The following is a 25265-nucleotide window of genomic DNA, read 5'->3' as shown; positions in this document are numbered from 1 at the left end:
TGTTTCAGGGAGGAGACTGGCTCCTCCCTCAAGTCATGTGCTTCAGAGCACGCCGCGGGCGGCCAGACCCTGGATGGCGCCGATGCCGATGATGTGGCCCAGGCTGGTGGTGCCGAGCAGGGCTGCGTGGCCCATTCCGCCGAAGAAGGAAGCGTTGGGGAGTCCAGCACCAACGTTGGGGTGCTTGATCGTGGCCTTGCCGACCATGATGGCAACCACATTGCAGAGGATCATCACCAAGGCGACCTTGGGAGACCAGGACACGGTGGCGGGAGCGATCGCGAAAAGGTGGGTCAGCATTCGAGCCAATGAGCGACACCTCATCTTCCGGTGATGGAGACGCCTTGCCTGACTCTCTTAAGAGTTGTTCACCCTTTTTTGGTGGTTGGTAACAACAGTCCGATCACCAAAACCGTATTGCTGAGGGTGAGAAAGGCTTCTGCCCCACCATGCAACCAGTCGATCTCCACCAGTTCGGCGGAGCAGCAGCGCAGGGCGGCAATGGCGGCACCAATCGTGACGGCCACAAACAGCAGGGTGAGCTGGAAGCCCCGTTCCGCCATCAGCGGAAGCGCCTCACTTTTCCGGAGCCAGTACAGAAACAGCAGATAGGGGATCAGCGAGGCCGCGAACAGCGGTGCGGGATCGAAGTTCATGGAGCGCTGACTCCGTCCACCACTCGGCGTCGTTGGAGCTGCCAAGCCGCAAAGGCCAGGGTGCAGTTGCCGATCACGGTGAACAGGGCCTGAAGGGTGACCAGGCCCCTCAACGCTTCGCTGTTGTCAAACAGATGCCAGGTGCAGGCGGCCATTGCACTGACGAGGGCCGGAAGCATGGCCCAGGCCATGCCCGGCAGCCCGCGCCGATGAATCAAGACGATCGCGACGCACCACTCGACCACGGAGGCGACGTGGATCCACCAGGTTCCGAGTGACAACGCGTGCATGCCCTGAATCCTAGGAATCGGTTGATAATGCCCGGAGTGAACAGGCTGCTGTCCGTGGTCCGCCCCACTGCGCCTGTATTGCTGCTTTGCGGCTACTACGGAGAGCACAACCTTGGCGACGACGCACTGCTTCAGGTGCTGGTGTCGTCACTTCCCCAGCCGCAGCAGCTGCTGATTACCGCCCGCGATCCGGCACCCGTTCTGGCTTTGGCTCCGTCGGCGCAGACGGTGAATCGTCGTTCCTTGCTGCTTTGTCTTCGTGCGGCCCTGAGGGCGGATGTGCTCGTACTTGGTGGCGGGAGCCTGCTGCAGGACAGCACCAGCTTCAGCAGCCTTGTTTATTACTTCCTGCTGATGGTGGTTGCCCGCCTCGGTGGCGCTGAGGTGGTTCTTTGGGGGCAGGGCCTTGGACCCTTGCAACGTCGGATCAGTCGGCTGTTGGTTCGCATGGTTTTGCCCTTCTGCAAAGCAGCGAGTTGGAGGGATCAGCGCTCCTTTGATTGGGCCCAGTGCTGGGCCCCAAAGCTGCCGATGGTCCTGGCCGCCGATCCGGTCTGGCAGATGCCGGCGCGCCCTTGGCTCGGTGGAGACGCCATCGTGATCAGCTGGCGTCCAACACCTTTGCTGGATCACTTGGGCTGGCGTCGCTTGACGGAAGCTCTGGATCTGCTTAGTGCCGACTTGGCGGCGCCGGTGATCTGGCTGGCGTTCCATCACACCCAGGACGCACCGCTGCTTCAGCACCTGAGTGATCAAGGTCTGCTGCCGGCGCGATTGAAAGCGCGCAGCTCAACCCTGGTGCCCCAGTCCTTGGAGGCTGTGTCCGACTTGGTGCAGCGGGCGCGCCTTGTGCTGCCGATGCGCTTGCATGCCCTGATCCTGGCCCGACTGGCCAACAGCCCCATGGCTGCCCTCAGCTACGACCCAAAGGTGGAGGCAGCAGCGGCTATGGCCAACGTGCCTTGCACGCCATTGCGGTCCCTTCCCTCTGTCGATGATCTGCTGAGCCTTTGGCGGGCAGAAGTGGATCGTCCAGCGGATCCTGATCAGACCGAAATCTTGCGTCGCCAGGCGTCTGCGCACAGCGAGCTTCTCAATCGGATGGCAGCCGAAGGCCGCTGACGGCATCAAAGTGGTGCTCGCAAGCGCTGGGCCAACTGACGCGTGGTTCAGCCTCAATTTCTGTTTCTCCGGGGCAGACCAGCCGCAGGTCGCCGCGATCGCAGCGCACCAGCAACATCTGGTTGGCTCCAAACCATTCACGGCTGAGGATCGTGCAGGGCGAGCCATCGGGATCGAGCCGCAGGTCGTCCGGTCGGATGCCCGTGATCACCCCGTCCTTGGCTGGCAGCAGGTTCATCTGCGGGCGGCCGATGAACTGGGCGACAAAGGTGCTGGCCGGTTGCAGGTACAGCTCACGGGGCGTTCCGATCTGTTCGATGCATCCCTCGCGCATCACAGCGATGCGATCTGCCAGCGCCATCGCCTCCTGTTGGTCATGGGTGACATAGACCACCGGCTGTTCACCGCCAATCATCAGACGGCGCAATTGAGGTCGTAGGTCCTCGCGCAACTGGGCATCCAGATTGCTCATCGGCTCATCGAGCAGGTAAACGAGGGGATCTCGCAACAGGGCGCGGGCCAGGGCGACGCGCTGGCGCTGTCCGCCCGATAGTTGTGAGGGCCGTTGCTGGGCCTGCCCGCTGAGCTGCAACACCTCCAGGACGCTGCGGATCCGTTCATCGCGGGCACCGGCGGTGCCGCCCCGCATTCGCAGCCCAAGTTCGAGGTTCTCCCACACATTCAGATGCGGGAACAGGGCATAGCTTTGAAACACCATCCCCACCCGGCGACGTTCAGCGGGCACGTCAACCATCTCCGCACCATTGATGCGAATCGACCCTTGATCGGGGTGATCGAGTCCGGCAATCAGACGTAAGGCCGTGCTTTTCCCACAGCCGCTGGCCCCAAGCAGAGCGACGCATTCGCCATTCGCCACATCGAGACAAAGCTCGTTGAGAACCTGACGCTCGCCGAAACGCTTGTTGATGGCCCGAAGTTGCAGTGTCATCCCTTGATGGCTCCGTTGGTGAGTCCACTGACGATCTGGCGCTGGAACACCAACACCAGGACCAAAAGAGGAATGGCACCAAGCACGGTGGCTGCCGCGTAGGTGCCGTAGGGGACCGAATAGGTCGATGATCCCGCAATTCGTGCCATCGCCACCGGCAATGTGAGCAGATCGCTGCGGCTCAGCCAGGTGAGGGCCACGGGATATTCGTTCCAGGCAAACAGGAAAACCAGGATTGCCGTGCTGGCGGAGGCCGGTGCAATCAAAGGGAGAAGCACCCAACGCAGCCGTTGCCACAACGACAGACCCTCCAGTTTTGCTGCGTCTTCGAGATCGTTGGGCAGGGCTTCAAACGCTGCCGTGAGCAGCAGCAGGGCCAGGGGCATCGACAGAGCGCTGTAGGGAATGGCGATGGCGATCAGGTTGTTGCCCAGCGCAAAGGTGCGGGCCAGTTCGAGCAGCGCTAGGAACAGAAGTACATATGGAAAAAGCGCGGCTGCCACCACGGCGGCCCGGAGGCTTCCCTTCCACCGATCCGGGAGTTTGGCCATGCCGTAGGCGGCTGGGATGGCGAGCATCAAGGTGAGCAGTGTGGTGAGGGAGGCCACAAAGCTGCTGTTGAACAGGTAACGCCAGAACGGTGGATCGGTGCTGAGCAGATCCCGGTAGTTGTTGAGCGTCCAACGGCTCCAGAAGCTCAGTTGGTCATTGACCAGGGCATCTGCTGTGGTGAAGGAACTCACCAGCTGCCACAGCATCGGACCCAGGGACCAAACCAGCAGCAGTGCAATCCAGAGGGAGCGTCGTGTCATTGATCCACGTGTCATCGATTCATCCGTCATCGGTCCAGGGGCCTCAGCAGACCGGAGCTCCTCAGCAGCAATGTGCCAGCCAGGATCAGCGCGGTGAGCAGCAGAAATCCTGCGAGCATCACCGTCGCGCTGTAGCCGAAATCAAGGAAGCGCATGCCGTTGAGGTAGGCATAAAGGGCGATGCTTTCGGTGCTGCCTGCGGGACCACCACCGGTAAGCACCTGCACCAGATCGAACACCCCGAAGGCCTGGGCCAAGCGGAACAGAAGGCTCAGCAGGATGTAGGGGAGCAACAGCGGCAAGGTGACCCGGCGAAGGGCCTGAAGGGGCGTTCCCCCTTCCAGACGAAAGGCGCTGTAGAGGTCCTCGGGAATGCTCTGGAGCCCCGCCAGAAGAATCAGCGTGATGAAGGGCGTTGTTTTCCAGACATCCGCAAACACGGTCACCAGCCAGGTGATCGATGGGGTGGACAACAGATCCAGGGAGTTGAGGCCAAAGCTTCGTGCCAGCACCTCGATCGGGCCATAGGGGGTGTTGAAGATCCAGCGCCAGCCCAGGGCCATCATCGTTGTGGGCAGTGCCCAGGGCAGCAGGGTCAGGGCACGAACGGCGCCTCTGCCACGCCAGCGCTGATGGAGCAGCAGCGCAATGGCCAGGGCCAACAGCAACTCCAAACCCACGGAGATCAGGGCGAATCGCGCGGTCTGTCCGGCATCCAGCCAGAAGCGCTGATCAGCCGCCAGTCGCAACCAGTTGGCCCCGCCATTGGCCACCGGTTCAAGGCCCGTGAGAACGGAATCAGCGTGGAAGCTCAGCCAGGCGTAGCGAAGCATCGGCCAGCCGAAGACCACCGCAATCAACAGCAGCGCCGGAGCAGCCAGGAGTATGGTCATGGCGTTGCTCCCGCAGCACGCAGCAGGGTCTGACTCCGTTGCTGACTGGTGGTCATGGCCTCATCGGCGGACCCGGCATCGGTGAATAAGCCATTGAGTTCCCGCTGCACCACATCACTCAGCTGGGCGTAAAGCGGGGTTGGCGGACGAACCACCGCATGGTTCAAGGCCATCAGCAGATCCGGCAGCACGGGGGAGGCCTTCAGCATCTCCGAGTCGTTGAACAGATCCGCCTGGATGGGGGTGTAGCCGTTGTTGAGAAAGCGCGCCCGCTGGGCGGCTTCGCTGGTGAGATAGCGAATCGCTTCCACCGCTGCCTCCTGGTGCTGCGATTGCCGCATCAGGCTCAGCCCCCAGCTGCCAAGGGTGGCTCCGGGACGTTCACCCGGTTGGGCCACCATCAGGCTGATGCCGACGTTGCCTTTCACCTTGCTGTCGTCCTTCTGCAGTTCAGCCCAGGCGTAAGGCCAGTTGCGCATCAGAGCGGCATCCCCGGCTTTGAAGGCCTGAAGCGACTCTGCTTCGGCGTAATTGGTCACGGCGTAAGGGCTGACGCCTTTGCGAATCAGATCGTTCAACCATGCCGCCGCGGCCGTCGCCGCAGGCGTATCGAGCTCCATGGTGTTGTTGGTGGTGTCCATCCAGTCACCGCCGAAGCCCTGCAGCACTTCAAGAAAGTCGCAGCTCAGACCTTCGTACTGACGCCCCTGCCAGACAAAACCGTTGGCAACGGCTTGGCTCTGCACCAGCTGTCCAGCAATGTCCACCAGCGCGTCGGGCGTTGTCGGTGGCTGATCCATCAGATCCGTGCGCCAGTAGAGCAGCCCCACATCGGCCACCAGGGGCCAGCGGTAGAGATGTCCGTCGTAGTCATTGCCGAGCCGTGCCCCTTGCACAAGCTGTTCTTGATCGCCCGGATCAAACCAGGGATCCAGCGGTTCCAGCCAACCGGCGGCGGCATATTTCGGCAGCCAGGTGACATCCATCAGCAGCGCGTCGAACGGCGCATCTCCAAGAAGAAGACTGCTGATTGCAAGATCTGAAATCGATTCCGTGTTCAACGGACCTCGAATCAATTTGAGATGAATCCGGCCGCGATGCTCGCGGTTGAAGGCCTTCACGAGATCAGCACTGGCGTCTGTGAAGGACGAGGGCATGAGGATGCTCACCTCCTCCGCTCGCAAAGAGGCTGATCCAACCAGAGCTCCCAGGGCCATCACCAGAGCCAAGGCGCCGCCTGCGAGCCAGCGGCGCATGTTCATTGCGGGGTCGAGGAGGACAGACCAGAGATCTGTTCATCCGCCCAGTCGCGAACCGTGTAGCTCTCCACGGCATCGGTCATGCGGCTCATTCGGTCGCGTTGTTCGTCTTCATCCATTTCCAGTGCCGATTCGATGGCCTCATCCATGCGGCGATTCGAATACGGGTTGGTGAGCACAGCGCCATCGAGCACAACCGAGGCTCCGGTGAATTCCGAGAGGACAAGAACGCCGCCACGGTTGCGTCGAGCAGCGGCATATTCCTTGGCTACAAGATTCAGGCCATCCCGCAGCGGTGTGATCCAGCAGACATCGGCATGGCAGAACCAGGCGATCATTTCGTCGTAGGGGATCCGGCGGGTGGAAAAGCGGATGGGGACCCAATCAATCTGGCTGAACCGGCCATTGATTCGGCCGGCCATTTCTTCGATCGAGCGTTGGGTGTCTTCGTAGATCTTCATCCCGCTGGCAGCGGCCACACAGGCCAGCATCAGCACCACCTGCCCATGCAGATCCTTGCGTCGTTCCAAGAGACGTTCAAAGGCAAGCAGCAACTCTTCGTTCCCCTTGGTGTAATCCACCCGACTGGCGGAGAGGATCAGCTTTCGGCCTTTTTTGGTGTCTTGAACGATCAATTCACCATGGCTTTCTACAGACGGGCTCCAGCACAACTCCTGGATCAGATCTGGTGAGGTGCCCACCGGAGAGCTGAGTAGCTGAACGGTGCGACCGTTGTGCTCAAGGTGACTGGTCACCGTGCCTTCCGAAAGGGCGGTGCCGACCTCAATGAATTTCTTATCCACCGGGACTTTGGGCCCACGTTTGGCGCCAACCAGGGTGATGGCGGCACGGGCAAAATTTTCTGTGTAGCGGGGAATGTGGAAGCCGACGACATCACAACAGAGCAGGCTTTCCAGAATCTGTTCTCGCCAGGGAAGGATGGCGAAAACATCATTTCCTGGAAACGGAGTGTGATGGAAAAAGGCAATTTTTAGGTCGGGACGTTCTGCTCGGATGTATCCCGGAGCCAACCAAAGGTTGTAGTCATGCACCCAAACTGTTGCGCCTTCAGCGGCTTCCGCACAAGCCGCCATGGCAAAGCACTTGTTGACTTCTTCAAAGATTTTCCAGTTAGCATTGTTGACATTGAAGTAAGTTGGGAATGTATGAAGAATCGGCCAGAAGCATTCCTTAGATGTGATGTGATAAAAACTGGAAATCTGTTCATCTTCCAGGGGGATTCTGCACAGAGTAAACGGCGAAGGGTTGTCCATCTCAAACCGTTCTGTGCCCTCATTCGACTGATCGTCGACGCGTCTCCAGGCAATCCAGGTTCCTTTTTCGCAGCTGCGAAAAAGATTGCGGAGTGTCGGAATAATTCCGTTAGGGCTTTTCTGATCGACCCATATTCTTTTCCCGTTCTTGTCTTTTGATTCGTCGAACGGCGTGCGGTGGTAGAGGATTACAAACGAACTCTGACCCACAACCATTTATTTGAACAACACTTCGTTCGTTCCACCATTCAGCAAAAGGCCTTTTTTGTCAAACGGTGGCTTTGTTCTGAAAAGACGTCAACGAATCCAGCACCTCCCGGGCGTGACCGTTGGGACGAACCGCCACCCACCGCTCACGCAAGACCCCTTCGGGATCGATCAGGAAGGTGTGGCGTAGCGAGTACGGCGCCATCCAGGACCCGTAGGCCTTGCTCACGGTTCCGTCGGGATCGGACAGCAGGGGGAAGCTCAACCCCTCGCTTTCACAGAAGGATTCATGGTCGTCAACGCTGTCAGCGCTGATGCCGATGACCTCGCCCCCGGCCTGAAGGAAGTCGGCGTGGAGGCTTTCGAAGCCCCTGGCTTCGATTGTGCATCCCCCTGTGAAATCCCTTGGATAGAAATAAACCGCCAGCCAACGGCCGCGGAGATCACGGCTGCTCCATTGCTTCCGATCGGGTTCGGACTGGCTGGATCCGGGCAGATCAAAATCGGGAACGGTCGTTCCCGTTTCCAAAACAACACCCCCGAGGGCCGAAGCCCGCGAGGGTGAAAGGGTCAGAGCTGTAAGGAAAAGGCCGGACTTGACTAGTAATTCCCGCCGATTCACCCGCTCAAGATCTCAGATCTTGGCCAGGTTAATGCCCAGAGACTTGGCGTAGGGGCCCAGGCCTTTCTTCTGGATGGTTTTCAGAGCGCGCGTGGTGACACGCAGCTTCACCCAGCGATTGCCTTCTGCCCACCAGAGCCGACGCTGCTGCAGGTTGGCCTGCTGCAGCTTCTTGGTGCGGATGTGGGAATGGCTCACGGCCATGCCGTTGTTGGCGCGAGTACCGGTGAGCTGACACACCCGTGACATGACGATGTCCTTCTACTGAGAGGTTGTTTGGAGCTGGGAAACCAGTTCCAAACAATCAACTTAGCAAAAGGTCTTCAGCTCAAAGTCCTCTCTGCATCAGGGCACCCATCAATTCAGCGCTGCGGGTCTGGAATCCGGCCAGCTCATTGGGCTCCAGCCCCCCCACGCCCAGCCGTGCCATGTCATAGAGATGGCACGCCACATCCTCGGCCAGGCTTGCGGTTGGAGACGTTTCCGCCGCTCCCACCAGCACGCCCCCGGCACGCAACTTGAGCATCCCCTCCACAAGGGGGTGACGACGGTTCACCAGCAGAACGTGATGCTCCGGAAGACCTGGCAGGCGTTGGTCCATCAAGGCGCCCATGTCGTTCAGCCGGCGCATTTGTTCCGGCAAAAGGATCATCGCCGGCGGTGCCCCTTCGGCTTTCAGTGCCTGCACCTGAACGGTCACCTTGTCGTTGGCCAGAGCTGCCTTGATCAGGTCTCGCAGTCGGTCGGACTCCGTGGTGCCGTCTTGATCGGCGAGTTCGGCGTCGTTGTCCTTCAGGCTCTCGTCCAGTTCAGAATCGACACGTTGGAAGGTGAGTTCCTCATGGCGATGCTCCAGCCACGGGATGAATTGGGTGTCGATCACCGTCTCCAGCTTCAGCACCTCCGCGCCTTGGGAGGTCCAGAGGTTGAGTGCTCCAGCCTGGGCAACGTCATCGGTGCTGTAGAGCACGCGCTTGTTCTGATCAGCGGCCAGTCGGCTGCGGTATCCCTCCAGGGTGGTGAAGGCACGGCCATCGCAGGCGATCGGGTCAGCGTCGTTCCCTTCCCCTGCAGCAGCGGTGGTGGCGAACAGGATCAATTCCGACACTTGCTCGGCGAACTTCTCGTCTTCCATGGCGCCGATCTTCACGAAGGGTGCAAGGGCATCCCAAGCCTCGGCGTAGCCCTTGGGATCCTCCTTTTTCAGGTTCCGCAGCCGGTCGGAAACTTTCTTGGCGACGAAGTTGCCAATGGAGCGAACGCGACGGTCGGTCTGGAGAGCACTGCGGCTCACGTTCAAGGGGATGTCGGGTGAATCGATCACCCCCCTCAGGGGCAACAGGTAGCGGGGAACGACTTCCTTGATCGAATCGCTGACGAACACCTGGTTGCAGTACAGCTTGATTTCCCCCTTCTCCCAGTCGGCACGACCGGTTTGCTTGGGGAAGAAAAGAATGCCCTGAAGGTTGTAGGGATAGTCGGTGTTGAGGTGAACCCAAAGCAGGGGGTCGCCCTGGAAGGGATACAGGTAGTGGTACAGATCGATGTAGTCCTGATCACTCAGATATCTGGCGCTTTTGCGCCAGGGGGCATCCATCTTGTTGATGGTTTCCCCTTCCAGCTGCACCGGTACTGCCATGAAGTCGCAGTAGGTGTTGATCAGGGTGCGGATCCGAGCCGGTTCGAGATATTCGAGCTCGTCCTCCATCAGATGAAGGATCACGTCTGTGCCGGGCTGCTCTTTCTTGGCGGCAGTGAGGCTGAAGTTCGGGGAACCATCACAGCTCCAGCGCACGGCTTCAGAGTCGGGCCGGGCTGAACGGGTCAGCAGCTCCACCCGCTCGGCCACCATGAAGCTGGAATAGAAGCCCAGGCCGAAGTGGCCAATGATGGCGTCGTTTTCCTGCTTGTACTTCTCCAGGAAATCCTCGGCACTGGAGAAGGCCACCTGATTGATGTAGCGCTTCACCTCATCGGCGGTCATGCCGATGCCGTTGTCGCTGATGGTGATGGTCTTGGCTTCCCGATCCACCGTGATCCGGATGGCGCCGTCGTCCCCTTCGTTGCAATCGCCAGCCATGGCGGCCATCCGCCGCTTGCTGATGGCGTCCACGCCATTGCTGACCAGTTCCCGCAGAAACACCTCATGGCCGGAGTAGACGGCCTTCTTGATGATCGGGAAAATATTTTCGGTGTGGATCTGAATCTGACCCTGTTCCTCCAGGACCGTCATTCCTTTGCTGCGAAAAACCAGACACTAGAGACAGGCTTCACCCTGGCTCAACGGCTGTTTCAGAGGGGTCTCCGTACCTTGTTCTGGCTCAGGGCGACTTCTGGAGGTCAGGACGCTCTTCGGCAACGATGGCACCTTCAACGGGACACACCTGCAGGCAAATGCCGCAATCGATGCAGGTGTCGAAATTGATCCAGTAGAAGTCGGTTCCCTTTTTGTTCTTTCCTTTGCCTTGGTCAATACAGGCCACTGGGCAGGCATCAACGCAGTCAGCGATGCCCTCGCAAACGTCAGTGACGATGGAATGAGCCATGGAGGTCCTGCTGAACAACGGGATCCTAAGGATCGAGCCAATCCAGCTCCAGATCACCCTGGGCCTTCGCCTGCTGTTCAGCCTCCTGCTTGGACGCCAATGCTTCAAGGGCCATCACTGCTGGTCGTCCCTGCTCATGCCAGCTGCGCTGGCGCTCCATGGCGGATTCCAGATTCGAGGCCGTTGAAAAAGCAACGAGAACATCGGACTGCTGTTGTTCGGCAGCATCCAAGTCCGAAATCAGTTCGCGGATCGGATCGATCGCCAGACTGAATCCAGCGCCAAAGGCCCGGTCACCCGTTGCGCCGCAACGGCGCACCAGATCGTCGTAGCGGCCGCCGCGGGCAATCACCACTGGTGAACTGCGGCCATCACAGACCAGTTGGAACACCAGGCCGGTGTACAGCTCGAAATGGGGTTGGAAGGTTGGGTCGAGCTGGATGGTCACGGCCTGCGCTTGAGCAGCCGAGGCGAGATGGACACAGAGGCGACGCAACTCGTCGAAAACCGGTTGTTCCCCGCAGATACTGGTGAGCTGCGCCAGCACCTGGTCGGGGGTGCCGCGGCATTCCATCAGGGAGAGCAGCCTGCTCTTCTCAGCGTCGGCGAGATCGAAGCTCTCGATGGCCAATCGGTCGAAATCGATCAGTGCCGTGCGGATCTGATCGCGCAGCGCGCCGCTGAACGGACGGAGCACCAGATCCATCAGGGCGGTGTGGCCCAGCAGCAGCCTCGGCTTCTGACTGGCCTGCAGCCCCAAGGTCTGAACGGAGGCCATCAACAGGCTGAGCAGTTCCATCTCCGCTTCACTGCCACTGACGCCGAACAGTTCAACGCCGCTCTGCAGGTTTTCTTCGATGCACTGTCCCCCCTCATCGGCGGAACGGGTGCGAAACACCGTCCCGGAGGCCCAGAGCCGCAGCGGTCTCTGGCGATCTGCAAATCGGGTGCAGGCGGCTCTGGCGATGGATGCAGTCATCTCAGGTCGCAGCCCGAGGGGGTCATCCGCCACCAGACGAACAATGTCTGAACTGTCGATGGCACCGCCGGCCATCAGGGTGGCCAGGCGTTCCACCCGGGGTGGCGAAACCTCGTTGTAGCCCCAGAGGCGGTAAACCGACGCCAGACGTTCCGTCAGCTGTCGGTTGGTCTCCACCTGACGTGGATTCAGATCCTTTGCGCCAGCTGCAGGTTGCAGCGCCATCTCACATCCTCACGGCCACGCCTCAGGATCCCATGGCCGTGACCTCGGGCGCACCGAAAGCGGCTCCAGGCAGTGGTTTCACTTGAGACAAACCATCGATGATCGCCGCATGCAGGCTGGCGCCAGCGGCAACGACCCGACCACTGGAGAGGTCGAAGGGTCGATGGCCATATCCGGTGACGGTTCCACCGGCCAGATCCACCAACGCCACTCCAGCTGCCAGATCCCAGGGCGATAGGCCCCGTTCCCAGTAGCCGTCCTGGCGGCCAGCAGCCACAAAGGCCAGATCCACCGCTGCAGCCCCGCCACGGCGCACGCCGTGGGTGCGATGGGTGAACCAGCAGAACTCGGCGTAGTTGTTATCGAGTCGGGTGTGCCGGTCGTAAGCGAAACCGGTCACGAGCAGGGAGTCCTCGAGCCGAGCGCAGCTGCTCACCTGTAGGCGGCTGTCGTTGCAGAACGCTCCGATCCCCGGTGCCCCCCAGTACAACTCTTTGAGAAAGGGCACAGCGATGGCCCCGAGAATCGGTCTCTGGCCCAGGGTGAGCCCGATCGAGGTGGCAAAGAAGGGATAGCCGTGGGCGAAGTTCGTTGTCCCATCGAGGGGGTCAACACACCACCTCAGGCCGTCCTGCTGTCCGGCTGCCCCGCTTTCCTCTGCCAGCACAGCAATCTCAGGGGTCTGCTCCGCCAGCAGCTTCAAGACGATGCCCTCGGCCGCAACGTCGGCATTGGTGACCAGGTCGCCGATGCGGCCTTTGCTTTCGATGGACGACAGGCGTCCGTAATGGCGCATCAGTTCTTGGCCGCCGGCATCGGCCGCTGAGCGGGCCACGGCGACAAGTCGCTCTAGTTCGCCTGGGGTGAGACCGCCATCGCGGGCGGCCTGGCTGCAGATCGATTCCTGCATGCTCATTCCTCCTCGAGGGGAATGCGAGCGGTGACGCGCCCTTTGCCGAAGTGGCGTCCGAACTGGAGCTCGTACACCTCATCCTCATCCTGGGTTTCAGCTTCCAGGGGGGCGACGGCGCGGGCCACGCAGAGAAGGCCGTAGCCCTGAGCCCTCAGCTCCTGTGACAGACCCATGGCTTCGCGCTGGTCGAGGCTGCCGCTCTGCACGCGAACGGCGCACTCAGTGCAGCATCCGTTCCTACACGAGAAGGGAAGCGGGTCGCCCTGCTCTTCGAAGCTGCGCAGGATGTAGTCCCCTTCAGGGACGTCGTGGGTGATGGTGCGACCCTCCTGGCGCCAATGAATCGTGATCCTGTGGCTGGGACGCATGAAGGTCAGCTGGCAGTGCCCTGCTACATTCTCACCTGCCCCATTTAGCCGGTGGAGAGCTGGCCGAGTGGTCGAAGGCGCAGCACTGGAAATGCTGTATAGGGGCAACTCTATCGAGGGTTCGAATCCCTCGCTCTCCGCTTCTCCGGTCCTTCAGGACCGGATTTTTTTTGCCCATTTGAGGTCTGTATGTCAACCACAGTCTTGGCCGGGGTGAATGACAGACGATCAGCCGAAACGACCAGCGACGTAGTCCTGGGTGGCCTGCTGTTGGGGGGCGTTGAAAATCTTGTCTGTGTCGTTGAATTCCACGAGGTAACCCACCTTTCCGGTTCCGCCTTCAACCGCCTCGGCGTTGTAGAAGGCGGTCATGTCGCTGACGCGAACGGCCTGCTGCATGTTGTGGGTCACGATCACGATGGTGAAGCTCTTCTTGAGCTCATGCATCGTCTCCTCGATCTTCAACGTTGAGATGGGATCGAGGGCTGAACAGGGCTCATCCATGAGGATGACCTCCGGCTGAATCGCAATCGTGCGGGCGATGCAGAGGCGCTGCTGCTGTCCGCCGGACAGCGAATACCCGCTCTCATTCAGCTTGTCTTTGCACTCATCCCAAACCGCCGCCTGGCGGAGGGAACGCTCAACAAGTTCATCCATGTCTCCCGTGTAGCCGTTGATGCGAGCACCGAAGGCGATGTTCTCGTAGATGCTCTTCGGGAATGGGTTGGGTTGTTGGAACACCATCCCAATTCGGCGGCGCACTTCCACGGGATCAATCCTGGGCCCATAAAGGTCAACGCCCCCAAACAGAATGCTTCCCTTCAGTGAGCAGCCTTCGATCAGATCATTCATCCGATTCAATGAACGAAGCACCGTTGACTTTCCACAGCCGGATGGTCCGATGAAGGCTGTCACCTTGCCTCGGGGAATCTCGCAATAGACGTTTTTGACAGCTTCGAAATTGCCGTAGCTGATCGTGACGTTCTGCAGGGCAAGGGCGATGTCTGTGTTGTAGGACTCGGTGGCTTGGGGCTGTTGAAGAGTCGTCATTGTTTTAAGTAAGAAGCGGTTTATTTGGCAGCAAATCGCGCCAGCCAGCGAGAGAAGAGGTTCAGGGCCAGGATCATCACCACGAGCACAAACGATGCGGCCCAAGCCAGCTCGTTGTGAAATTCGTAGGGCATGATCGCGAAGTTGTAGATCATCACCGAGAGGGTCGCGATTGGAGCGAAGATCCCTTCCGGCGTGAGCAGATCCGACCAGAACGGTGAGAACAGAGCGGTGAAGATCAAAGGAGCTGTTTCCCCTGCTGCTCGGGCGATGCCAAGCACAACCCCTGTGGCAATCGGGGTTATTGCTGCAGGGAGGGTGATTCGAACAACGGTGACAAACCGGGATGCCCCCACGCCGAGGGCACCACGCCGGAGATCGTCGGGCACCAGCTTCAGGCCTTCATCAGTGGTTTTGATCACTGTGGGAAGCATCAGCACCGCCAGTGCCATGCCTCCGGCCGCGGCGCTGTAAGCGTTCCCAAACAGAATTCGACTGGTGACGATCGTGCCGTAAATGAAAACGCCAGCAATGATCGATGGCACCCCGGCCAGCACATTGGTGCCGAAACGGATGAACTGAGCGAACCATCCCGAATGGGAGTATTCCGCCAGAAAAACGCCGCCACCGACGCCCACCGGAACGGCAATCAGTGCAGCGATGGCCGTCACCACCAGCGTTCCAACGATTGCATTGGCGATGCCACCGTCTTCGAGGCCTGGTGGAGGAGGGAGTTGCGTCAGCAGGGCCAGGCTGATCTTGCCCCCCCCCTGCACGAGCACGTAACCCAGCACCAGGATCAGGGGTAGGACAGCAATCGTGGCAAACAGGGCTGCCAGAAACGAGAGTGCCCTGCTGCTGATGTTTCTGCGTTGAAGGGGTTTGTAGCTGAGGTCAGATGCTGACTCGGCTTGGTTGTGGGTGAGTGTCTGTGTCATGTCAGTACTTCAGGCTCAAACGCTTCACGATCCACTGGGCAAAAATATTCACGCACAGGGTGAGAACAATCAGCACGAACGCTGCGTACATCAGTGATGACACCTGTGAGCCATCCGCCTCACCAAATTGATTGGCCAACATCGCCGCGATGGTGTTGCCGGGGGCCAGCAGCGACACGCTGAAGTTGTTGGAATTGCCGATGATCATCGTCACGGCCATGGTCTCGCCCATGGCGCGGCCCAAGGCCAACATCACACCACCAATGATTCCGGAAATCGCTGCCGGGAGAATCACATTGATGATGGCTCCCCAGCGGGTTGTGCCCACCCCATAGGCCGCCTGGCGGAGTTGCGGTGGAACCTGATTCAGGCAATCACGGGAAATCGCCGTGATGATCGGCAGGATCATCACCACCAGGATCAACACCGCAGGAATGGTGCCAGGACCCATCGGCGGAGTGCTGAACAGGGGGAACCAATTGAACAGCTGATAGAGAAGTTCAAGCCCAGGCCTGATGAACGGTTCCATCACAAAAATGGCCCAGAGGCCAAGCACCACCGATGGAATCGCCGCGAGCAGTTCCACCATCAGGCCGATCACGTCCCTGATCTGCTTGGGGATGATGTTTTCGGTGATGAAAATGGCTGTGCCAACCCCGAGGGGGACCGCGATTAACAACGCCAGCAGTGATGTGATCAAGGTGCCGTAGATCGCAGCCCCGGCCCCGTACTGATCGTCCACCGGATTCCAGTCCGAGGTGACCAGAAATTGCCAGCCATAGCGAGCCATGGAATCCAGGCTCCCCTGGAAAACCACAACAAAGATGGAGAAGAGAACGATCGCCACGACGGAAGCCATGGCGATGGCGAGGTTTTTGAAACTGTTGTCCACCAACTTTTCCGCAGGTGGACGGCTTCGGAGCAAGTAACGACTGTCCGGGTCGGACATGCAGCCAAGGGCGCGCCCATACAACGTATGACCCGAACCGCTGGAGGTCATTAAGAACGGCTTAAGCGGGGGACTGGAGCCGGTTTGGACCTGCCGTTAGCGTGGGGATCAAGTTTTCAGGGATATGGGGCGGATCGTCGGAATCGATCTGGGGACCACCAATTCGGTTGTCGCTGTGCTGGAGGCAGGTCGTCCCCACGTGATCGCCAATGCCGAGGGCGGACGAACCACCCCTTCCGTTGTCGGATACACCAAAGATCAGGAACTGCTGGTGGGGCAACTGGCCCGGCGCCAGCTGGTGCTCAGCCCCCGCAACACCTTTTCCAACCTGAAGCGGTTCGTTGGTCGTGACTGGGACGAACTGGAGGACAGCAGCTTGTCTGTGCCTTACACAGTGAGTGCCAATGACCAGGGACAGGTCCGGGTGCCCTGCCCGGTGACCGAGCGGGAGTACGCCCCTGAAGAACTGGTGGCCAGCATCATTCGCAAGCTTGTCGATGATGCGTCCACCTACCTGGGTGAACCGGTGGAAGCCGCGGTGGTCACCGTCCCCGCCTATTTCAATGATGCGCAGCGACAAGCCACTCGCGACGCCGGACGCTTGGCCGGGATTTCGGTGGAGCGCATCCTCAATGAGCCCACGGCGGCTGCCCTGGCCTATGGATTTGATCGCAGCGCCGTCAAGCGGGTGCTCGTCTTCGACCTGGGTGGAGGCACTTTTGATGTGTCATTGCTGCGCATTGCCAACGGGGTTTTTGACGTCAAGGCGACCAACGGCGACACCCAACTCGGCGGTAACGACTTCGATCAGCGCATCGTCAACTGGCTCGCCGATGCTTTTGAAGCAGAGCACAAGGTTGATCTGCGGCGCGATCGTCAGGCGTTGCAGCGGTTGACGGAAGCCGCTGAAAAAGCGAAGCAGGAACTCTCCGGCGTGCTCAGCACCCCAATTTCGCTGCCGTTTATTGCCACCGGCAGCGAGGGTCCGCTGCACATCGAAACCCGCTTGGATCGCGCCACCTTCGAAGGGCTCTGCCCCGATCTGCTGGATCGTCTGCTGAGTCCGGTTCAAGCGGCCCTGCGCGACTCCGGCTGGGCGGCCGACGACATCGATGACGTCGTGCTGGTGGGTGGCGCCACGCGGATGCCGATGGTGCAGCAATTGGTGCGCACCCTGGTGCCGATCGATCCCTGCCAATCGGTGAATCCCGATGAGGTGGTGGCGATCGGTGCTGCCGTTCAGGCGGGGATCCTCACGGGCGAACTCAGGGATCTGTTGCTGAACGACGTCACCCCGCTGTCGCTCGGACTGGAGACGATCGGTGGACTGATGAAGGTGCTGATCCCTCGCAACACCCCGATTCCGGTTCGCCAGTCCGATGTGTTCAGCACTTCGGAAGCCAATCAGTCGTCCGTGGAAATTCATGTCTGGCAAGGGGAGCGCCAGATGGCGACGGACAACAAATCCCTCGGTCGTTTCCGTCTCTCCGGCATACCACCGGCCCCGCGGGGGGTGCCCCAGGTGCAGGTGGCCTTTGATATCGATGCCAATGGCCTGCTGCAGGTCAGTGCCACCGACCGCACCACGGGCCGCAAGCAGTCTGTGTCGATCCAGGGCGGCTCGAACCTCAATGAGGAGGATGTGACCGCTCTGTTGGCGGAAGCCGAAGCCAGGGCTGATGAGGACAGGCGCAAACGCAACCAGATCGAGCGCCGCAACAGGGCTCAGACCTTGCTTGCCCAGGCGGAACGGCGGCTGCGGGATGCCTCACTCGAGCTGGGGCCCTATGGAGCTGAACGTCAGCAACGGGCCGTTGAAATGGCCATGCGTGACGTGCAGGATTGCCTCGCCAACGATGACCTTCAGGAGCTTGATCTCTGCGTGAGTGGTCTGGAGGAGGCGTTGTTCGGGTTGAACCGTCGTCTGTCGGCGGAACGTCAGGCCGATGGCAGTCCGCTTCAGGGCATTCGCAACACCCTGGGCTCGCTCAAAGATGAGCTGTTTGCTGATGACTGGGACGACGACCCCTGGGGTCCTCCCAGCCGTCCGGGTGAACGTGGCCGTGGTCTGAGCCGTCGTGACCCTGCACCTTGGGACGATGACATCTACCGCTGAGCCTGATTACTGGTCTCTGCTGGGGGTCGATTCCGACTGCACGGATCAGCAACTCAAACGGGCCTTTCGCCGGGAAGCACGCCGCTGGCATCCCGATCTCAACAGCAATGATCCCGTTGCTGAGGAGCGCTTCAAGTTGGTCAATGAGGCCTATGCGGTGCTCAGCGATCCCCGCCGGCGCCAGGCCTGGCAGCAGGGGGGTGGATCCAGGGCGGATGTCGCCGATCCTTTTGCCCAGGGCTTCCCTGATTTTGAGGACTATCTCGATGTGATCTTCGGCGGCGGATCAGGTCGATCGGCCGCTCAGGTTGAGGAAGAGCCCGATCCACCCTTCCGAAGTCCAGTGTCGGCACCGCCGCCACCGCCGCCGGTGCGTGCTGTGGAAGATCTCGAGTCAGTGGTTCATCTCACCCCGGATCAGGCGCTCCAGGGAACCATGGTGGAACTGACGCTCGATGACGGCACGATGATCGAGCTGAATACACCTCCCTTGGCAGGAGATGGCTGGCGTTTGCGGCTTGAAGGCGTTGCCCCCGGTGGCCGTGATCATTTCCTGCAGCTTCGCGTTGTGACCGACGACGGGCTGCGGATTGATGGTCTGCGGGTGCTCTACAAGCTGATGCTGTTCCCGCCGGATGCGGCCCTTGGCTGCGCTGTGGATGTGCCGACCCTGGATGGCCCTGTGACGCTGCAGGTTCCTCCAGGCTCATCCAGTGGACGTTTGCTGCGGCTGCGGGGGCGTGGGCTGCAGTTGGACGATGAGCGGGGGGACCAGCTGGTGGAGATCGTTGTGGTGATCCCCTCTGATCTGGGTGATGCGGAACGGGCCCTCTATCGACGTCTGCAGGAACTGGCGAGCGAATCCGAGCAGGGTGGTTGACGATGGGTGAGACTCCGGTCCGGTTGATCTGACAGTTGTTCCCGATGCGCGTCCACGTCCTGCTCTTTGATGCCGGTACGGATAGCGAAGGCATCCACTCGCTTGAAATCGCCGGACGAACCGTGGTTCTTCTGTTTGAGAACCCCGACGATGCCGAGCGTTATGCCGGTCTTCTGGAGGCCCAGGACTTTCCGGTTCCCACGGTGGAGGCCCTCGATCGAGAAGACGTTGATCTGTTCTGCCGTGAGGCCGGCTACGAGGCCCGGCTGATCGAGTCGGGCTTTGTGCCCAGCAATGACGAGGAGCGTCTGTTCATGGCGCCGCCCCAGAGCAACCGCGATGTGAGCAATTGGCAAGACGACGCTGGTTCTGACGACGCGATGGCTGGGCAGCAGGCCGTGGAGCCGGCGCGCCAGGGGCTTGAGACCGAACCGGAGTCGAATCCTGAACTGGATGAGCTGCGTCGGCGCCTGGAAGGGCTGCTCTGAGTCATGGCCGTGTTTGACCCCGATCTGCAGCCCTCCAGCGACCGCGGCCATCTGCTCACCGAGCAGAGCAACCAGCGCAGTTCACGCCTGGATCAACTCGACACACTGGCGCTGGTTGAGTTGTTTGCCGACGAGGATCGTCGCCCTCAGGAAGCAGTCGCCGCGGTGGCCCCAGCCCTGGCCCAGGCGGTTGATGCTGTTGCCGAGCGCCTCCGTGCCGGTGGCCGCCTCTTTTATCTCGGTGCTGGCACCTCCGGACGGCTTGGAGTGTTGGACGCCGCGGAATGCCCCCCCACCTTCTGCAGTGATCCCCAGCAGGTGCAAGGCGTTCTCGCAGGTGGCTCCGCAGCGCTGCTGCGCAGTTCTGAGGGGCTTGAGGACATTGAGGCCGCCGGTCGCGCTGATCTCGAGGAGCGAGGCTTCTGCTCCAAGGACTGCCTGGTGGGCATCGCTGCCGGTGGCACCACCCCCTATGTGCGCGGTGGACTGGCGTTCGCGACAAACATCGGCGCCCTTGCCATCGCTATGGCCTGCGTTCCGACGGAGCAGGCCCCTCTGCCCTGCGACATCGACATCCGCCTGCTCACAGGCCCTGAGTTGCTGACGGGATCCACAAGGATGAAGGCTGGAACCGCCACAAAACTGGCGTTGAACACCCTCTCCACCGCCGTGATGGTGAAGCTGGGCAAGGTCTATGGCAATCGGATGGTGGATGTGGCCGCCAGCAACAGCAAGCTGGTGGACCGCTCATTGCGGATTCTGCGTGATCTGGCTGGCGTGGAGCGGGAGCGGGGGCTGACACTTCTGGAGGACGCCGGCGGATCGGTGAAACTCGCCTTGCTGATGGCCGCTGCGGCGTTGTCGGTGGATCAGGCTGAAGCTCTGCTGCAGCAGCACGACCAACAGCTGCGTCCAGCCCTGGACGCCTGCGCCGCTCAGCTGGCGGAAGCCTGATTGAACGGTCCCCAGTAGGGGGTGGTGAACAGATCGAGGTTGGAGCGGGTCTGCGCTGGCACCTGATCCTTGGGCGTGATCAGGGCATCGGCGAGGGCTGTGTGGGCTGGCGAGGCGGGGGGCTCGTGCTTGAGCCGCTGCATCAATCCACTCAGGATCGGTTCGGTGGCCGAGGCATTGGCCTGGAGATTGCCGATCACCATCTCCACCGAGACGGCGTCGTGGTCCTCGTGCCAGCAATCGAAGTCGGTGACCATGCTCAAAGAGGCATAGGCCAGTTCTGCCTCTCGGGCCAGGCGGGCTTCGGTGTGATTGGTCATCCCGATCACCGAACAGCCCCAGGAGCGGTAGAGCTTGCTTTCGGCCCGGGTGGAGAAGGCGGGTCCCTCCATGCAGAGATAGGTGCCACCGCGGTGCAGCCGTCGACCCTCCGGCAACCCCTGCTCGGCGGCATCGGCCAGCAGGGCACTCAACTGGGGGCAGAAGGGGTCCGCAAGACTGACGTGGGCCACGCAGCCATTGCCGAAGAAACTGGCGGGTCGATCACGGGTGCGGTCAATGAACTGATCGGGCACGACCATGTCGCGCGGTTGTAGATCCCCCTGCAGCGATCCCACCGCCGAGAGGGATATCAGCCAGCGCACCCCCAGTGAACGCATGGCCCAGATGTTGGCTCGGTAGGGCACTTCACTGGGAAGCAGATGGTGATGGCGGCCGTGGCGGGCCAGGAAGACGGTTTCGACCCCCTCGAGCTCACCCAGTCGCAGTTGATCGGACGTTGCCCCGAAAGGGGTATCGACCGTGCATTCCTCCACTTGGCGCAAGCCGGGGATCGAATAGAGGCCACTGCCGCCGATCACACCAACGCGGGCTTGGGAGAGGTCGGGCATGGTCGGCGTCTCTTTACACTCCAATTTTGCTCGCGCCACCATGACCAAGGCCTTGATGGACACTGAAGTAGGCCTGATCGAGCTCGAGCTGTTCGAAGCCGATGCCCCGAACACCGTCGCCAACTTCGTGAAGCTGGCCAAGGAAGGCTTCTATGACGGTCTTTCCTTTCACCGCGTCATCCCCGGCTTCATGGCCCAGGGGGGATGCCCTAATAGCCGTGAAGGCGCCCGCGGCATGGCTGGTACCGGAGGCCCCGGCTATCAGATCGATTGCGAGATCAACCAGCAGAAGCACCAGGCCGGCACCCTGGCCATGGCCCACGCCGGTCGCAACACCGGTGGCTCGCAGTTCTACATCTGCCATGAGGGCCAGCCCCACCTCGATGGTGTGCACACCGTGTTCGGTCACACCGGCAACATGGATGTGGTGCTGAAGCTCGCCAACGGTTCCAAGATCAACAAAGTGACGATCCAGGAAGGCTGATCAGCTCCGGGTCCAGTGCAGCAGTGACGGGCCGTTTTCCAGCAGTCCGTCACTGCCCAAGTTGATCAACTCATTGAGTTGATACTCCACCCGTTCGAGGGTCTGGGGCGGGTGCAGGGCCATCCGTTCTGTAGGAACGCGCATCAGACCCACACGTTCGGTCGCTGCTAGGGCCGCCAGGTTTTTGAGAAGGGGGGCTGCATCAGCACCGTCGGGAATCAACTTCCAGACAAATTGCGGTCGATCCCAAAGCGCTAATAGGCGTGGTTCATGCAGGGCCTCGAGGCTGAAGCCCTGGCGTTGGGCGATGGCTTCCACTTCCTGGCGAATGGTGGGCCAGCTTTCCGGGCCCACATTCACCGCGAGGGCCAGCACCACGCAGGGACTCTCAGATTCGAACAGATGCCCGAGCTTCTCTCGCTTGGCTGCTAGATAGTCGGCGTTGTGGGCGCCGGGGTCCATCACCAGCGGCACCCGCTCCTCCACCTGCAGGCCATAGCCGCCGAGGCCGGCGATCTTGCGAGGGTTGTTGGTGAGCAGCCGCAGCCGGTGGATGCCGAGGTCGGAGAGGATCTGCGCGCCAACGCCGTAGTTGCGCAGATCAGCCGGGAAGCCGAGCCGCTCATTGGCTTCAACGGTGTCGAGCCCCGCTTCCTGGAGGCTGTAGGCCTTCAGTTTGTTGATCAGGCCGATGCCCCGACCTTCCTGGCGCAGGTAGACGACCACACCCTCGCCTGCCGCCTCGATCTGGCGCAGGGCCGCCTCCAGCTGGGGCCGGCAGTCGCAGCGCAGTGAGCCGAAGGCATCCCCAGTGAGGCATTCGGAATGCATGCGCACCAGCACGGGTTCCCGCAGGGCATTGGGCTCGCCCTTGATCAGGGCAACGTGTTCGGAGCCATCCAGTTCGTTGCGGTATCCCACCGCCTGAAAGCTGCCGAAGCGGCTGGGCAACTGGGCCTGAGCCATGCGGCGGACGAAGCGCTCGTTCTCCAGCCGGTAGCGGATCAGGTCAGCAATGCTGATTAGCTTCAACCCCCAGCGATCGGCGTAGCTGCGCAGCTCCGGCAAGCGAGCCATGGAGCCATTGCTGTTCTGGATTTCACAGATCACTCCGGAGGGGCTGAGGCCCGCCAGCTGAGCCAGATCCACGGCGGCTTCGGTGTGACCGGCCCGTTTGAGCACGCCGCCCGGTCGGGCGCGCAGGGGAAAGATGTGCCCGGGGCGGCGCAGTTCCGCTGGCCGTGTGGCTGGATTAAGGGCCACCTGAATCGTGGCAGCGCGGTCTTCGGCGGAGATGCCTGTGGTCACCCCATGCTCGATGCCGGCATCGATGCTCACGGTGAAGGCCGTTTCGTTGGCATCGGTGTTGCGGTCCACCATCAGCGGCAGATCCAGTTCGTCCAGCCGCTGCCCCTCCATGGCGAGACAGATCAGGCCCCGTGCCTCGGTGGCCATGAAGTTGATCGCTTCCGGGGTGGCGAACTGGGCCGCGCAGATCAGATCCCCCTCGTTCTCCCGTTGTTCGTCGTCCACCACGACAACGCACTCCCCATTACGGATCGCCGCAAGGGCGTCGCTGATGGCATCGAACGCGATGGGTTCGTTTGCTGGGTCGAGGGAACTGGGATTCAGGAGCCTGGTCGCCGGGAGATGACTTCATTATTGATCTCTGTACGATCGATCGTTGGCTGATTGGTTCAATGGCAGGCAAGACAAAGTCGGCGGTTGAAGCGATGGCAACGGTGAAGGGCGGACGGGTTGCTGTGATCGGCGCCTCCGGCTACGGCGGCCTGCAGACCATCCGTCTGCTTCAGGGCCACCCTGGACTTTCCGTCAGCTTTCTGGGTGGTGAACGCAGTGCTGGTCAACGCTGGAGCTCTGTCTGTTCCTTCCTGCCCCTGCCGGACGACCCAACGGTGGAATCGGCGGATCCGGATCGAATTGCGGCCTGCTCCGATTTCGCAGTACTGAGCCTCCCCAACGGCCTGGCTTGTCAGTTGGCACCACAACTGCTCGAGCGGGGTGTGCGGGTGGTGGATCTCTCCGCCGACTTCCGCTACCGCTCTCTGGAGCAGTGGCTGAAGGTTTACGCCAAGGAGGCTGGCTCCCTCAACCGTCAGGACGCTGAGCTCTGCAGCAGTGCCGTCTACGGCCTGCCGGAATGGAACGGCCCCGCCATCGCTGACGCGAAGCTTGTTGCAGCTCCCGGTTGCTTCCCCACCGCCAGCCTGCTGCCTCTGCTGCCGTTCCTTAAGCAGGGTCTGATCGAGGCGAGCGGCATCATCATTGATGCCAAGACAGGCACGTCCGGCGGGGGTCGGGTGCCGAAGGAGGCGATGCTGCTGGCGGAGGCCTCGGAATCCATCGCGCCCTACGGCGTTATCGGCCATCGCCACACCTCTGAGATCGAGCAGATGGCGATGGAGGTGGCTGGCCAGGAGGTGCGGCTTCAGTTCACGCCACACCTGGTGCCGATGGTGCGTGGTCTGCTCTCCACGGTTTATGCCCGCCTGCGCGACCCCGGACTCACCGCCGAGGATTGCACCACGGTTCTGGATGCGATCTACCGCCACCACCCCTGTGTTGAAGTGCTGCCGGTGGGCACCTACCCCGCCACCAAGTGGGCGCGCCACACGAACCGTGCCCTTCTGTCGGTTCAGGTGGACAACCGCACGGGCCAGCTGGTGTTGATGAGTGCCATCGACAACCTGATCAAGGGCCAGGCCGGGCAGGGCGTGCAGTGCCTCAACCTGATGGCGGGTCTCGCCCCGCAGACGGGGCTGCCTTTGCAGCCGTTCTATCCCTGACGCCAGGTTGGCTTCAGGCCAGCCAGGGCCCTAGGCAGGAGCAGATGTTCCTGCTCCTGAATGCGTTTGGCGAGCCTGGCGTGGTCATCTTCTTCGAGGACGGGAACGGCGGCCTGGGCCAAGATCGGTCCGGCATCCAGCTCCTCGGTGACGATGTGCACCGTGCAGCCGGTGATCTTCACCCCGGCCTTCAGGGCCTGCCCGATGGCGTCCAGGCCACGGAAGCTGGGCAGCAATGAGGGGTGGATGTTGATCAAACGTTCGGAATAGCCGCTAACCAACACATCGGTGACGATCCGCATCCACCCCGCCATCACCACCAGCTCCACCTGGTCGGCACGAAACAGGCGCACCAATTCGCCGTCCAGCTCGCGCCGGTCCTTGATCAGGCGATGGTCGAGCACCGATACGGGAATGCCGAGACGCTCCGCACGCTGCTGGGCACCACAGCCCGGATTGTTCACCACCAGCCGCTGGATCCGCGCGTTGAGGTTCCCCGCCTGAATCGCCTGGGCCAGGGCCTCGAAGTTGCTGCCGTTTCCGGATGCCATCACCCCCAGCTGCAGCGGGGCCTGGTCAGCTCGATTGTCGTGG

Annotated in this window: 28 protein-coding genes and 1 tRNA gene; 8 read left to right on the top strand and 21 right to left on the bottom strand. The window is 61.2% G+C overall.

Annotated elements, in window-relative coordinates:
* Positions 1–42 precede the first annotated feature (42 nt).
* From psaK to Q3Y53_RS04670, 3 genes are all read right to left on the bottom strand, one after another.
* A complete protein-coding gene (gene psaK, locus Q3Y53_RS04680) occupies positions 43–300 on the bottom strand; it encodes a photosystem I reaction center subunit PsaK (RefSeq protein WP_226411830.1) in 258 nt (85 codons plus the stop codon).
* 68 nt (positions 301–368) lie between these two features.
* Positions 369–656, bottom strand: a complete 288-nt coding sequence (locus tag Q3Y53_RS04675) for a DUF3593 domain-containing protein (protein ID WP_226423836.1) — start codon at positions 654–656, stop codon at positions 369–371.
* The gene (locus Q3Y53_RS04670; RefSeq protein ID WP_303533436.1) at positions 653–946 is read right to left on the bottom strand and encodes a DUF2499 domain-containing protein; all 294 of its coding nucleotides are present in this window, start codon (positions 944–946) and stop codon (positions 653–655) included. The genes Q3Y53_RS04675 and Q3Y53_RS04670 overlap by 4 nt, the downstream gene beginning before the upstream one ends.
* A 54-nt stretch (positions 947–1000) precedes the next feature.
* On the opposite strand from Q3Y53_RS04670, the gene csaB reads away from it, so the two are divergent.
* Positions 1001–2068, top strand: coding sequence for a polysaccharide pyruvyl transferase CsaB (gene csaB / locus Q3Y53_RS04665; RefSeq protein WP_303533433.1), 1068 nt, complete (start codon positions 1001–1003; stop codon positions 2066–2068).
* Here csaB and Q3Y53_RS04660 read toward each other — a convergent pair.
* The 12 genes from Q3Y53_RS04660 to Q3Y53_RS04605 all read right to left on the bottom strand — a co-directional run bounded on the left by Q3Y53_RS04660 (position 2040) and on the right by Q3Y53_RS04605 (position 13115).
* A complete protein-coding gene (locus tag Q3Y53_RS04660) occupies positions 2040–3017 on the bottom strand; it encodes an ABC transporter ATP-binding protein (protein WP_303533431.1) in 978 nt (325 codons plus the stop codon). The two genes, csaB and Q3Y53_RS04660, sit on opposite strands and share 29 nt — an antisense overlap.
* On the bottom strand, positions 3014–3829 hold the full coding sequence (locus tag Q3Y53_RS04655; protein WP_303533430.1) for a carbohydrate ABC transporter permease: 816 nt from the start codon (positions 3827–3829) through the stop codon (positions 3014–3016). The genes Q3Y53_RS04660 and Q3Y53_RS04655 overlap by 4 nt, the downstream gene beginning before the upstream one ends.
* A 26-nt stretch (positions 3830–3855) precedes the next feature.
* Complete coding sequence (locus Q3Y53_RS04650; protein WP_303533429.1) at positions 3856–4722, bottom strand: carbohydrate ABC transporter permease; 867 nt, start codon at positions 4720–4722, stop codon at positions 3856–3858.
* Positions 4719–5984 carry an ABC transporter substrate-binding protein gene (locus Q3Y53_RS04645; RefSeq protein WP_303533427.1) on the bottom strand — a complete coding sequence of 422 codons (1266 nt, stop codon included), beginning with the start codon at positions 5982–5984 and terminating at the stop codon, positions 4719–4721. The genes Q3Y53_RS04650 and Q3Y53_RS04645 overlap by 4 nt, the downstream gene beginning before the upstream one ends.
* Positions 5981–7471, bottom strand: a complete 1491-nt coding sequence (ggpS, locus tag Q3Y53_RS04640; RefSeq protein ID WP_226423842.1) for a glucosylglycerol-phosphate synthase — start codon at positions 7469–7471, stop codon at positions 5981–5983. The genes Q3Y53_RS04645 and ggpS overlap by 4 nt, the downstream gene beginning before the upstream one ends.
* A 52-nt stretch (positions 7472–7523) precedes the next feature.
* Positions 7524–8084, bottom strand: coding sequence for a peroxiredoxin (locus Q3Y53_RS04635; protein WP_303533421.1), 561 nt, complete (start codon positions 8082–8084; stop codon positions 7524–7526).
* 12 nt (positions 8085–8096) lie between these two features.
* On the bottom strand, positions 8097–8333 hold the full coding sequence (rpmB, locus tag Q3Y53_RS04630; RefSeq protein WP_226423844.1) for a 50S ribosomal protein L28: 237 nt from the start codon (positions 8331–8333) through the stop codon (positions 8097–8099).
* 79 nt (positions 8334–8412) lie between these two features.
* Positions 8413–10317, bottom strand: coding sequence for a molecular chaperone HtpG (htpG, locus tag Q3Y53_RS04625; protein WP_303533417.1), 1905 nt, complete (start codon positions 10315–10317; stop codon positions 8413–8415).
* A gap of 88 nt (positions 10318–10405) precedes the next feature.
* The gene (locus Q3Y53_RS04620; RefSeq protein ID WP_226423846.1) at positions 10406–10630 is read right to left on the bottom strand and encodes a ferredoxin family protein; all 225 of its coding nucleotides are present in this window, start codon (positions 10628–10630) and stop codon (positions 10406–10408) included.
* A gap of 25 nt (positions 10631–10655) precedes the next feature.
* Positions 10656–11834: an ATP phosphoribosyltransferase regulatory subunit gene (locus tag Q3Y53_RS04615; RefSeq protein WP_226423847.1), complete on the bottom strand. Its 1179-nt coding sequence runs from the start codon at positions 11832–11834 to the stop codon at positions 10656–10658.
* Between the two features lie 22 nt (positions 11835–11856).
* A complete protein-coding gene (locus tag Q3Y53_RS04610) occupies positions 11857–12744 on the bottom strand; it encodes an inositol monophosphatase family protein (RefSeq protein WP_303534027.1) in 888 nt (295 codons plus the stop codon).
* A 2-nt stretch (positions 12745–12746) separates the two neighbouring features.
* Positions 12747–13115: a 2Fe-2S iron-sulfur cluster-binding protein gene (locus tag Q3Y53_RS04605; protein WP_226423848.1), complete on the bottom strand. Its 369-nt coding sequence runs from the start codon at positions 13113–13115 to the stop codon at positions 12747–12749.
* A 53-nt stretch (positions 13116–13168) separates the two neighbouring features.
* On the opposite strand from Q3Y53_RS04605, the gene Q3Y53_RS04600 reads away from it, so the two are divergent.
* Positions 13169–13255, top strand: a tRNA-Ser gene (locus tag Q3Y53_RS04600).
* A gap of 88 nt (positions 13256–13343) precedes the next feature.
* On the opposite strand, the gene pstB is transcribed toward Q3Y53_RS04600, so the two are convergent.
* From pstB to pstC, 3 genes are read right to left on the bottom strand one after another with little or no spacing between them, the layout of a single operon-like run.
* A complete protein-coding gene (pstB, locus tag Q3Y53_RS04595; RefSeq protein ID WP_226423849.1) occupies positions 13344–14165 on the bottom strand; it encodes a phosphate ABC transporter ATP-binding protein PstB in 822 nt (273 codons plus the stop codon).
* A gap of 20 nt (positions 14166–14185) precedes the next feature.
* On the bottom strand, positions 14186–15103 hold the full coding sequence (pstA, locus tag Q3Y53_RS04590) for a phosphate ABC transporter permease PstA (RefSeq protein WP_226423850.1): 918 nt from the start codon (positions 15101–15103) through the stop codon (positions 14186–14188).
* Between the two features lies 1 nt (position 15104).
* Positions 15105–16052, bottom strand: coding sequence for a phosphate ABC transporter permease subunit PstC (gene pstC, locus Q3Y53_RS04585; protein WP_303533410.1), 948 nt, complete (start codon positions 16050–16052; stop codon positions 15105–15107).
* 124 nt (positions 16053–16176) lie between these two features.
* Here pstC and dnaK point away from each other — a divergent pair, with 124 nt between their 5' ends.
* Genes dnaK through murQ form a run of 4 tightly spaced genes read left to right on the top strand, consistent with a single transcriptional unit; the run spans position 16177 to position 20490 of the window.
* Positions 16177–18168 carry a molecular chaperone DnaK gene (gene dnaK / locus Q3Y53_RS04580; protein ID WP_303533408.1) on the top strand — a complete coding sequence of 664 codons (1992 nt, stop codon included), beginning with the start codon at positions 16177–16179 and terminating at the stop codon, positions 18166–18168.
* Complete coding sequence (locus Q3Y53_RS04575) at positions 18152–19048, top strand: DnaJ domain-containing protein (protein WP_226423853.1); 897 nt, start codon at positions 18152–18154, stop codon at positions 19046–19048. The genes dnaK and Q3Y53_RS04575 overlap by 17 nt, the downstream gene beginning before the upstream one ends.
* 44 nt (positions 19049–19092) lie before the next feature.
* Positions 19093–19536 carry a DUF3110 domain-containing protein gene (locus Q3Y53_RS04570; RefSeq protein WP_303533406.1) on the top strand — a complete coding sequence of 148 codons (444 nt, stop codon included), beginning with the start codon at positions 19093–19095 and terminating at the stop codon, positions 19534–19536.
* Positions 19537–19539: 3 nt separating this feature from the next.
* Complete coding sequence (murQ, locus tag Q3Y53_RS04565) at positions 19540–20490, top strand: N-acetylmuramic acid 6-phosphate etherase (RefSeq protein ID WP_303533404.1); 951 nt, start codon at positions 19540–19542, stop codon at positions 20488–20490.
* Here murQ and mtnP read toward each other — a convergent pair.
* On the bottom strand, positions 20472–21380 hold the full coding sequence (gene mtnP, locus Q3Y53_RS04560) for an S-methyl-5'-thioadenosine phosphorylase (protein ID WP_226423856.1): 909 nt from the start codon (positions 21378–21380) through the stop codon (positions 20472–20474). The two genes, murQ and mtnP, sit on opposite strands and share 19 nt — an antisense overlap.
* Positions 21381–21420: 40 nt before the next feature.
* Here mtnP and Q3Y53_RS04555 point away from each other — a divergent pair, with 40 nt between their 5' ends.
* A complete protein-coding gene (locus Q3Y53_RS04555; RefSeq protein WP_226423857.1) occupies positions 21421–21864 on the top strand; it encodes a peptidylprolyl isomerase in 444 nt (147 codons plus the stop codon).
* On the opposite strand, the gene ribBA is transcribed toward Q3Y53_RS04555, so the two are convergent.
* Positions 21865–23460 carry a bifunctional 3,4-dihydroxy-2-butanone-4-phosphate synthase/GTP cyclohydrolase II gene (ribBA, locus tag Q3Y53_RS04550; RefSeq protein ID WP_226424421.1) on the bottom strand — a complete coding sequence of 532 codons (1596 nt, stop codon included), beginning with the start codon at positions 23458–23460 and terminating at the stop codon, positions 21865–21867.
* 137 nt (positions 23461–23597) lie between these two features.
* Between ribBA and argC the strand changes: the two genes are divergently transcribed.
* Positions 23598–24671 (top strand): N-acetyl-gamma-glutamyl-phosphate reductase, encoded by a 1074-nt coding sequence (gene argC / locus Q3Y53_RS04545; RefSeq protein ID WP_303534022.1) that lies wholly within the window; start codon positions 23598–23600, stop codon positions 24669–24671.
* Here argC and purN read toward each other — a convergent pair.
* On the bottom strand, positions 24662–25222 hold the full coding sequence (gene purN / locus Q3Y53_RS04540; RefSeq protein ID WP_303533399.1) for a phosphoribosylglycinamide formyltransferase: 561 nt from the start codon (positions 25220–25222) through the stop codon (positions 24662–24664). The genes argC and purN overlap by 10 nt on opposite strands.
* Positions 25223–25265: the final 43 nt, after the last annotated feature.

This window comes from Synechococcus sp. YX-04-1 (assembly GCF_030546365.1).
Classification (GTDB): Bacteria; Cyanobacteriota; Cyanobacteriia; order PCC-6307; family Cyanobiaceae; genus Parasynechococcus.
Note: the sequence above shows the minus strand (reverse complement) of the source record. Positions and strands in the feature narration are given on the sequence as shown.

Coding starts and splice junctions, on each gene's coding strand:
- psaK (WP_226411830.1), bottom strand. CDS start 300: ATGCTGACCCACCTTTTCGCGATCGCTCCCGCCACCGTGTCCTGGTCT.
- Q3Y53_RS04675 (WP_226423836.1), bottom strand. CDS start 656: ATGAACTTCGATCCCGCACCGCTGTTCGCGGCCTCGCTGATCCCCTAT.
- Q3Y53_RS04670 (WP_303533436.1), bottom strand. CDS start 946: ATGCACGCGTTGTCACTCGGAACCTGGTGGATCCACGTCGCCTCCGTG.
- Q3Y53_RS04660 (WP_303533431.1), bottom strand. CDS start 3,017: ATGACACTGCAACTTCGGGCCATCAACAAGCGTTTCGGCGAGCGTCAG.
- Q3Y53_RS04655 (WP_303533430.1), bottom strand. CDS start 3,829: ATGACACGACGCTCCCTCTGGATTGCACTGCTGCTGGTTTGGTCCCTG.
- Q3Y53_RS04650 (WP_303533429.1), bottom strand. CDS start 4,722: ATGACCATACTCCTGGCTGCTCCGGCGCTGCTGTTGATTGCGGTGGTC.
- Q3Y53_RS04645 (WP_303533427.1), bottom strand. CDS start 5,984: ATGAACATGCGCCGCTGGCTCGCAGGCGGCGCCTTGGCTCTGGTGATG.
- ggpS (WP_226423842.1), bottom strand. CDS start 7,471: ATGGTTGTGGGTCAGAGTTCGTTTGTAATCCTCTACCACCGCACGCCG.
- rpmB (WP_226423844.1), bottom strand. CDS start 8,333: ATGTCACGGGTGTGTCAGCTCACCGGTACTCGCGCCAACAACGGCATG.
- htpG (WP_303533417.1), bottom strand. CDS start 10,317: ATGACGGTCCTGGAGGAACAGGGTCAGATTCAGATCCACACCGAAAAT.
- Q3Y53_RS04620 (WP_226423846.1), bottom strand. CDS start 10,630: ATGGCTCATTCCATCGTCACTGACGTTTGCGAGGGCATCGCTGACTGC.
- Q3Y53_RS04615 (WP_226423847.1), bottom strand. CDS start 11,834: ATGGCGCTGCAACCTGCAGCTGGCGCAAAGGATCTGAATCCACGTCAG.
- Q3Y53_RS04610 (WP_303534027.1), bottom strand. CDS start 12,744: ATGCAGGAATCGATCTGCAGCCAGGCCGCCCGCGATGGCGGTCTCACC.
- Q3Y53_RS04605 (WP_226423848.1), bottom strand. CDS start 13,115: ATGCGTCCCAGCCACAGGATCACGATTCATTGGCGCCAGGAGGGTCGC.
- pstB (WP_226423849.1), bottom strand. CDS start 14,165: ATGACGACTCTTCAACAGCCCCAAGCCACCGAGTCCTACAACACAGAC.
- pstA (WP_226423850.1), bottom strand. CDS start 15,103: ATGACACAGACACTCACCCACAACCAAGCCGAGTCAGCATCTGACCTC.
- pstC (WP_303533410.1), bottom strand. CDS start 16,052: ATGTCCGACCCGGACAGTCGTTACTTGCTCCGAAGCCGTCCACCTGCG.
- dnaK (WP_303533408.1), top strand. CDS start 16,177: ATGGGGCGGATCGTCGGAATCGATCTGGGGACCACCAATTCGGTTGTC.
- Q3Y53_RS04575 (WP_226423853.1), top strand. CDS start 18,152: ATGACATCTACCGCTGAGCCTGATTACTGGTCTCTGCTGGGGGTCGAT.
- Q3Y53_RS04570 (WP_303533406.1), top strand. CDS start 19,093: ATGCGCGTCCACGTCCTGCTCTTTGATGCCGGTACGGATAGCGAAGGC.
- murQ (WP_303533404.1), top strand. CDS start 19,540: ATGGCCGTGTTTGACCCCGATCTGCAGCCCTCCAGCGACCGCGGCCAT.
- mtnP (WP_226423856.1), bottom strand. CDS start 21,380: ATGCCCGACCTCTCCCAAGCCCGCGTTGGTGTGATCGGCGGCAGTGGC.
- Q3Y53_RS04555 (WP_226423857.1), top strand. CDS start 21,421: ATGACCAAGGCCTTGATGGACACTGAAGTAGGCCTGATCGAGCTCGAG.
- argC (WP_303534022.1), top strand. CDS start 23,598: ATGGCAACGGTGAAGGGCGGACGGGTTGCTGTGATCGGCGCCTCCGGC.
- purN (WP_303533399.1), bottom strand. CDS start 25,222: ATGGCATCCGGAAACGGCAGCAACTTCGAGGCCCTGGCCCAGGCGATT.